This is a genomic window from Aeromonas sp. QDB68 (assembly GCF_027707405.1).
Taxonomy (GTDB): Bacteria; Pseudomonadota; Gammaproteobacteria; order Enterobacterales; family Aeromonadaceae; genus Aeromonas; species Aeromonas caviae.
In genome coordinates this window covers 1-6,210 of sequence record NZ_JAPCIQ010000147.1, presented here as the reverse complement: position 1 = coordinate 6,210, position 6,210 = coordinate 1, and the positions used below count along the sequence as shown (strand labels likewise).

5 protein-coding genes and 2 pseudogenes are annotated in these 6,210 nt (G+C 63.4%); 2 read left to right on the top strand and 5 right to left on the bottom strand.

Annotation, left to right across the window (positions count from 1 at the left end; all coding sequences use genetic code 11):
- Positions 1-134 precede the first annotated feature (134 nt).
- Complete coding sequence (locus PG892_RS21185) at positions 135-1,124, bottom strand: D-alanine--D-alanine ligase (RefSeq protein WP_069784642.1); 990 nt, start codon at positions 1,122-1,124, stop codon at positions 135-137.
- A 200-nt stretch (positions 1,125-1,324) separates the two neighbouring features.
- A complete protein-coding gene (locus PG892_RS21180) occupies positions 1,325-1,933 on the bottom strand; it encodes a 2OG-Fe(II) oxygenase (protein WP_029314582.1) in 609 nt (202 codons plus the stop codon).
- A 207-nt stretch (positions 1,934-2,140) separates the two neighbouring features.
- On the opposite strand from PG892_RS21180, the gene PG892_RS21175 reads away from it, so the two are divergent.
- Positions 2,141-2,617, top strand: a complete 477-nt coding sequence (locus PG892_RS21175; RefSeq protein WP_039038588.1) for a glutathione peroxidase — start codon at positions 2,141-2,143, stop codon at positions 2,615-2,617.
- Between the two features lie 260 nt (positions 2,618-2,877).
- Positions 2,878-4,266: a DEAD/DEAH box helicase gene (locus PG892_RS21170; protein WP_010674869.1), complete on the top strand. Its 1,389-nt coding sequence runs from the start codon at positions 2,878-2,880 to the stop codon at positions 4,264-4,266.
- Positions 4,267-4,336: 70 nt separating this feature from the next.
- Here PG892_RS21170 and PG892_RS21165 read toward each other — a convergent pair whose 3' ends face one another.
- The 3 genes and pseudogenes from PG892_RS21165 to PG892_RS21155 all read right to left on the bottom strand — a co-directional run.
- Positions 4,337-4,774 (bottom strand): acetyltransferase, encoded by a 438-nt coding sequence (locus PG892_RS21165; RefSeq protein ID WP_010674870.1) that lies wholly within the window; start codon positions 4,772-4,774, stop codon positions 4,337-4,339.
- A 36-nt stretch (positions 4,775-4,810) separates the two neighbouring features.
- Positions 4,811-5,295, bottom strand: a pseudogene (locus tag PG892_RS21160) (GNAT family N-acetyltransferase).
- Positions 5,296-5,412: 117 nt separating this feature from the next.
- Positions 5,413-6,138, bottom strand: a pseudogene (locus PG892_RS21155) (DUF5718 family protein); the annotation flags it as partial.
- Positions 6,139-6,210 lie beyond the last annotated feature (72 nt).

The following is a 6,210-nucleotide window of genomic DNA, read 5'->3' as shown; positions in this document are numbered from 1 at the left end:
GGCATATGGATTTAGGGACTCAGAATACTTTTTTCTGAAAATCAAGGCGGCCTTCCCCGGAAAGCCGCGATGAACCTGAAAAAAGGGGCCCTGAGGCCCCTACTCACCATCCGTTGCAACCGGGTCTGGCGACATCAGACCGACTTTCGCAGGATCTGCTCCAGATAGTGCGCGAAGCTGTGGCCGTGGTGCTCCAGCAGTTTCGGGAACATGGAGATGGAGGTCATGCCCGGGAAGGTGTTGATCTCGTTGAGCAAAATCTCCCCCTCTTCGGTCAGGAAGAAGTCGATGCGCGACAGATGAGTCAGCTTGAGCTGACGGAACGCCTTCAAGGCGTACTCGTGGATGGCATCGGCCTGGGCCTGAGTCAGCCCCTCGGCCTTGAGCGCGGTCTCGGTGTGACTGGCGCTGCTGTACTTCTCTTCATAGGTGTAGAACTTGTCCTGGGGTACGCAGATCTCCCCCGGATAGGTGGCCACCAGCTCGTCACCATACTGGTAGACCGCCACTTCCAGCTCGCGGGGCTTGACTGCTTTTTCGATCAATACCTGCTCGGAGTAACCGAAGGCATCGGCAATGCCCTTCACCAGATCTGCCTCGTTGCTGGCGGAGTAGCAACCCACGGAAGAGCCCTGGGAGGCCGCCTTGATGAAGACCTTGCCCCACTTGGCCAGCGCCGCTTTCGCCTCGGTCAGGCTCGCCTCGCCCTGCTCGGTCAGGAACAGGTAGGGGGTATTGGGGATGCCGATGGCGGTGAGCCACAGCTTGGTGGTGATCTTGTTGAAGCACACCTTGCTCGCCTCGGCGTCACAACCCAGATAAGGCAGGCCGGCCAGCTCGAGGAAGGATTGCAGATCGCCGGTCTCACCGGGATAGCCGTGGATGCAGGGCACCACGTAGTCCACCGGACGGGCCACGCTGTCGAACGAGAGCAGCTTGTCCAGCCCCAGCTTGCACTCGCGACCGTCGGCGGAGAGCCAGCGGTCGGCAAACATCTCGACCCGGGTCACTTCGATACCGGGCAGGAGCCCGAGCTGTTTTTCGAGGAAATTGGCGCTGCGCAGCGAGACTTCGTGCTCGGAGCCGCCACCGCCGCAGAGCAGCAAGACATGCATGTTCTTCATTAGATGTGATCCCTTGGGAGAAGTGGCTTCGTCATCACCATGTCAAACCCAACCGCATGAAAACCGGACGAAGCCAGAAACGAACATAAGTGCGGGCAGTGTAGCAAGGGAGGGGAAGCCTTGTCAGCCGATGGGGCGCACCTCCCCCTGCCCGGACAGATAAAAGTCTCTTCCTGTGTCAGAAACAGGATGAAATGCGCTCAGCGGGGGGGATCGACCCGCCCGGCGCCATTGCCGTTGACCCGAAACCAGCCGGCAATGCTGTAGCGCTCCCGGCTTGCGGGCAGCACCTCGTGGGGAAACTCTTCAGACAGGAAGAGCACCAGCCGCCCGCCCCGGGGGGAGACATCCATCAGAAACTGCTCGCTGTCGTCATAGACCCGCAATATTCCCCCCGCCTCTGGCTGCCAGTCGTTGTTCAGGTAGAACACCGAGGTGAGCCGGCGGTTGGATCGCCCGGCGAAGGCGTCGCGATGGGTGACGTAGAAGTCCCCCTGACGGTAGCGGGCAAAGTGGGCCTCGTAGTCGAACAGCCCCAGCATCAGGCTGCGATTGGCGGCCAGACGCAGGGACTCCATCCGGGCCAGATAGTCGGCCACCGGCGCGCCGAGGGAGGCGTCGAGCCAGTGGATCTGATCCCGACGGATATCGCGGTTGTCCTGATGCAGGGTCTCGCGCCCGATCCCCGCCGGTCGCCACTCGTCCGGCAGGCAGGCCTTGAGGGCATCCACCTCGGCGGCGGTTAAAAAATCATCCACTATCACCCAACCCCGGGTGTAGATGGCATCCATGACGGCTTGATAGTCCAAGATAGGCTCGCAGCGAGGGGAGAGAGTGCGCTTTGTAGCGACTTCGGACCATCGGCACAAACCGGATTGCTTCTCTTGAGAAGTCCCGCCATCAATAGGAGTCTGGGGGGAACAGACGCCCTCCCCCTTGCTCCCCGGCCCTCGGCCCGTTAACGTGCAAGGATTGTCCCCGGGCGCCTTGTCGCCCCTCTTGCATCAGGAGAAACCATGCCCCTGCCCCTCATCCCCCTGCAACGACTCGATGGCACGGCCTGGTCCACCGCCGATCTGCAGGGCCGTGTCGTGCTAGTGGTCAACGTGGCAAGCCGCTGCGGTTTTACCCCCCAATACACCGGGCTTGAGGCCCTCTATCGCCAGTTCGGCCCCCAAGGCTTCGAGATCCTGGGCTTTCCCTGCGATCAGTTCGGCCATCAGGAGCCGGGCGATGCCGAGGAGATCGCCCGCTTCTGCTCGCTCGACTACCCTGTCAGCTTCCCCCTGATGGCCAAGTGCGAGGTCAACGGCGCCGGGGCCCACCCCCTCTATCGCTGGCTCAAGGAGCAAAAGCCCGGACTCCTTGGCAGCGAGGCCATCAAGTGGAACTTCACCAAGTTCCTGATTGACCGTGAAGGCCGGGTGGTGGACCGCTTCGCCCCCCAGACCAGGCCGGAGGATCTGGTGCAGGCCATCGAGGGACTGCTCTGACGGGCGTGCGCCGAGGCCAGGGGGGCCCCTCTTAGCGCCCCCTGGCCTTTCCCTGCCGGGATGGCCGTGGCAACCCTGCTCGCGACACGGCTGCTGCGCGTGCGCCTCGCATCTGCTATATTACGCGCCCACTGTCTCTTGTGCGGTCGCTTTGCCGGGCTCAGGCCCAGCCTCGATGGCGGCCCACCCTATTTTCCATGTCGTGACGGACCAAGGCTGCCGTCACCCGTTGAGCCCAAGGCTCGGAGTGTCCCTCGAACATGTCATTCAATGAACTGGGTCTGTCACCGCACATCCTGCGGGCCGTCAAGGAGCTGGGTTACGAACAACCCACCCCCATCCAGCAGCAAGCCATTCCCGCCATCCTGGCCGGGCAGGACGTGCTGGGCGGCGCCCAGACAGGCACGGGCAAGACGGCCGGTTTCACCCTGCCCATGCTTCATCGACTGCTGGCCAACCACGGCCGTGGCGGTCGTCGCCAGGTGCGAGCCCTGGTGCTGACCCCGACCCGGGAGCTGGCCGCCCAGGTGGGCGAGAGCATCATCAAATATGCCCACCACCTGCCGTTTCGTACCCTGATCGCCTATGGCGGCGTCAGCATCAAGCCGAACCTGGACGCCATCAAGCTCGGGGTCGACATCCTGGTCGCCACCCCGGGCCGCCTGCTGGATCTGCTGACCCAGGGCGCCCTGACCCTGAGCGCCCTCGAGGTGCTGGTGCTGGATGAAGCGGACAGAATGCTCGACATGGGGTTCATCACCGACATTCGCCGCATCATGAAGGCCCTGCCGGAGGAGCGTCAGACCCTGCTCTTCTCCGCCACCTTCTCCAATGACATCAAGGCGCTGGCGGACGATCTGCTCAAGGATCCCACCCTCATCGAGGTGGATCCCAGCAACACCGCCGCCGAGCAGGTAAGCCAGCGCATCATCCAGGTCGATCGGGAACGCCGCCGGGAGATGCTCTCCCACATGATTGGCCGTGGCAACTGGCAGCGGGTGCTGGTGTTCGTGCGCACCAAGCAGATTGCCGACAGGCTCGCCCAGCAGATGCAGAAAGATGGCCTGGATACGGTCGCCATCCACGGTGACAAGAGCCAGGGGGCCCGCAACCGGGCGCTGGCGGATTTTCGTGAAGGCAAGGTGCGGGTGCTGGTTGCCACCGATATCGCCGCACGGGGTCTGGACATCGATCAGCTGCCCCACGTGATCAACTTCGAGCTGCCCCAGATGGCGGAGGATTACATCCACCGCATCGGCCGCACCGGCCGTGCCGGGCGCGGCGGCGAGGCCATCTCCCTGGTGAGCCAGGACGAGCTGGGTCAGCTCAAGGAGATCGAGGCGCTGATCGGCCAATCCCTGACCGTGGAGATCCTGGAAGGGTACGAGCCGAGCGGCAAGCCGAGCCGCCAGACCCTGCCGGGCAGCAAGCCGGTGCAAAACCCGCCCCGCGCCCGTGGCCATGCCAACGCCAAGGGCAAACCCGCCGCCGGGAAAGGCAAGGGGGATGGCGCCAAGAAGCCGGCCCAGCCTGCGCAAAACAAGTCCCGCAAGCGGGAAGTGGTGGGCGAGGACATCGGTTTCGCCCCCATGCGCCGCCTGCCCAAGGCCCAGCGGGGCGACTATCAGGACAACTCCAACGAGGAGTGAGGCGGCGCGAGCACTGCGTCCTGAACAACAATAAACCGCCCGAGGGCGGTTTTTTTATGCTCTGGCGCCCTTAACCGGCGGCCAAGGCCATGTGCAGCAGGGGATAGGGCTTGCCCTGGCCATCCAGGGGGGAGCGCCCCGTCACCTCGAAGCCCAGGTGCTGGTAGAAGCCGACAGCCTGGGCATTCTGTTCGTTGACGTCCACGCGAGTCGCCCCCAGACAACGGATGGCGTGGTCCACCAGCTGGCGGCCGACCCCGCCCCCTCTCGCCTCGGGAGCGATGAACAGCATCTCGATATTGCCCTCAGCCACCCCGATAAAACCGACGATCACGCCATCCTGCCTGGCGCAATAAAGGCGCACGGCATCGAAATAGTGTTCGAGGATGAGAGGCTTGAGGGTGGCGATGTCTTCCTCTTGCAGGAAGTGATGGGTAGCGCGTACCGAGGCCTCCCAGAGAGCGATCAGGGCCGGGTAATCCTCGGTTTGTGCTGGTTCTATCTTCATGAATTGTTGGCTCAATTTATGGCAAAAGCGCCGATGCTAAGCCTTGGGGCCGAACCTCGTCAAGGTGCAGCCCTGGGCCTCTGCCTGCTTGATGACAAACCCCTTCTCGATGCCCGCCTTGAAGCCCAGCTTCTCATAGAGGCGATGGGCTTCATCGCGCCCTTCCCCCGAGAGCAGCATCACCTTGTAGCCATCCAGCCCCCAGGCCAGGGAGAGCGCCTGTTCAAGCACCTTCTGGCTCAGCCCCTGGCGTCGGAACGCAGAGGCCGTTACCACGTGCTCTATGATGCCAAAGGGCCTGCCGCCGTTGCTCAGGGTCGGGATCACCCCGAGCTGGCAGGTGGCGGCGAGCTCACCGCCCACCTTCGCCACGATGATCCGCACCTCGGGCCTGGCCAGCAGGCTCGCGAGCGTCTCCCTCGCCATGGAAAGCGGCATCACGGGATCCCGTGGTCTGAGCTCGGCGTAAAGGCTGAGCAAGCCGCCAGATCCTGCTCCCTGCACTCTCTGATCACCACCATGGCAACCCACCTGATCTGCCACTCCTCTTTCGGCTGATCATGCATGACGCCAGCATGGAGTGTGCGCAGGCATAATAGAGAAAGAAGATGCCTCCCCAGGTTGGGAAGGCATCGCGATCAACGGGTCTTGACCGCCTGGAGCAGGACAGAGACATCGGCGCCAACGCGGCGGGTCGCGATGGCTTCGCGAATGTCGCTCTCGCTGTAGCGACTGGCGGGGTAGACCACCACGCAGGCGGTGTCACCGGGAGCGAGGAAGTGGGTCTCGCCAAAGGGGGTGTAGCGGGTGGCGCCAATGCTGATGAGCGCATGGGCCGGGCGCCCCGCCTGGGCCAGCAGCCCCTGGATATGCTCGGCCGGGCCTTCGTCCTGCTGATGGTTGAACTTGTCGATGGCCCACGCCAGCAACTGACCGTGGAAGTAGCTGTAGTCCACCGCCGCGCTGTCGATCCCGTAGGGGTGCAGCTCCCCGTCCCGCTCCAGATAGCAGGCGATGCGGTAGTCATCGAGCTCGCATCCTGCGGCAAAGTGGGTCAGGGGCAGCAGGTTCGCGGCCAGCCCCTTGCTCTCTTCACCCCAGTTCTTCTTCTCGCTGATCTTGTTGGCATTGGGGCGACGGATGGAGCAGTCGTTGTAGGCGCCAAACGCCTTGGGATGGATGGCCACCACCTGCTCCCCCGCGTACTCCAGCTCGCACCACAGTGCCACCTCGGGTTCAATCTGCACCTTCTCGTCCCCGCTCACCGCCGCCTCCGGCAGGAAGATGGCATCGCCGCTCAGGGGAAAGACCCCGAGCTGGCCGGGATGGTTCGGCACATAGAAGGGGAACAGCGCCTTGGGGGCGCAATGCTGTTCACTTAAGCGGAGCCGCATTGCGATTTACCGGAAAACGGGTCTTTGATATCTTCACCGCCC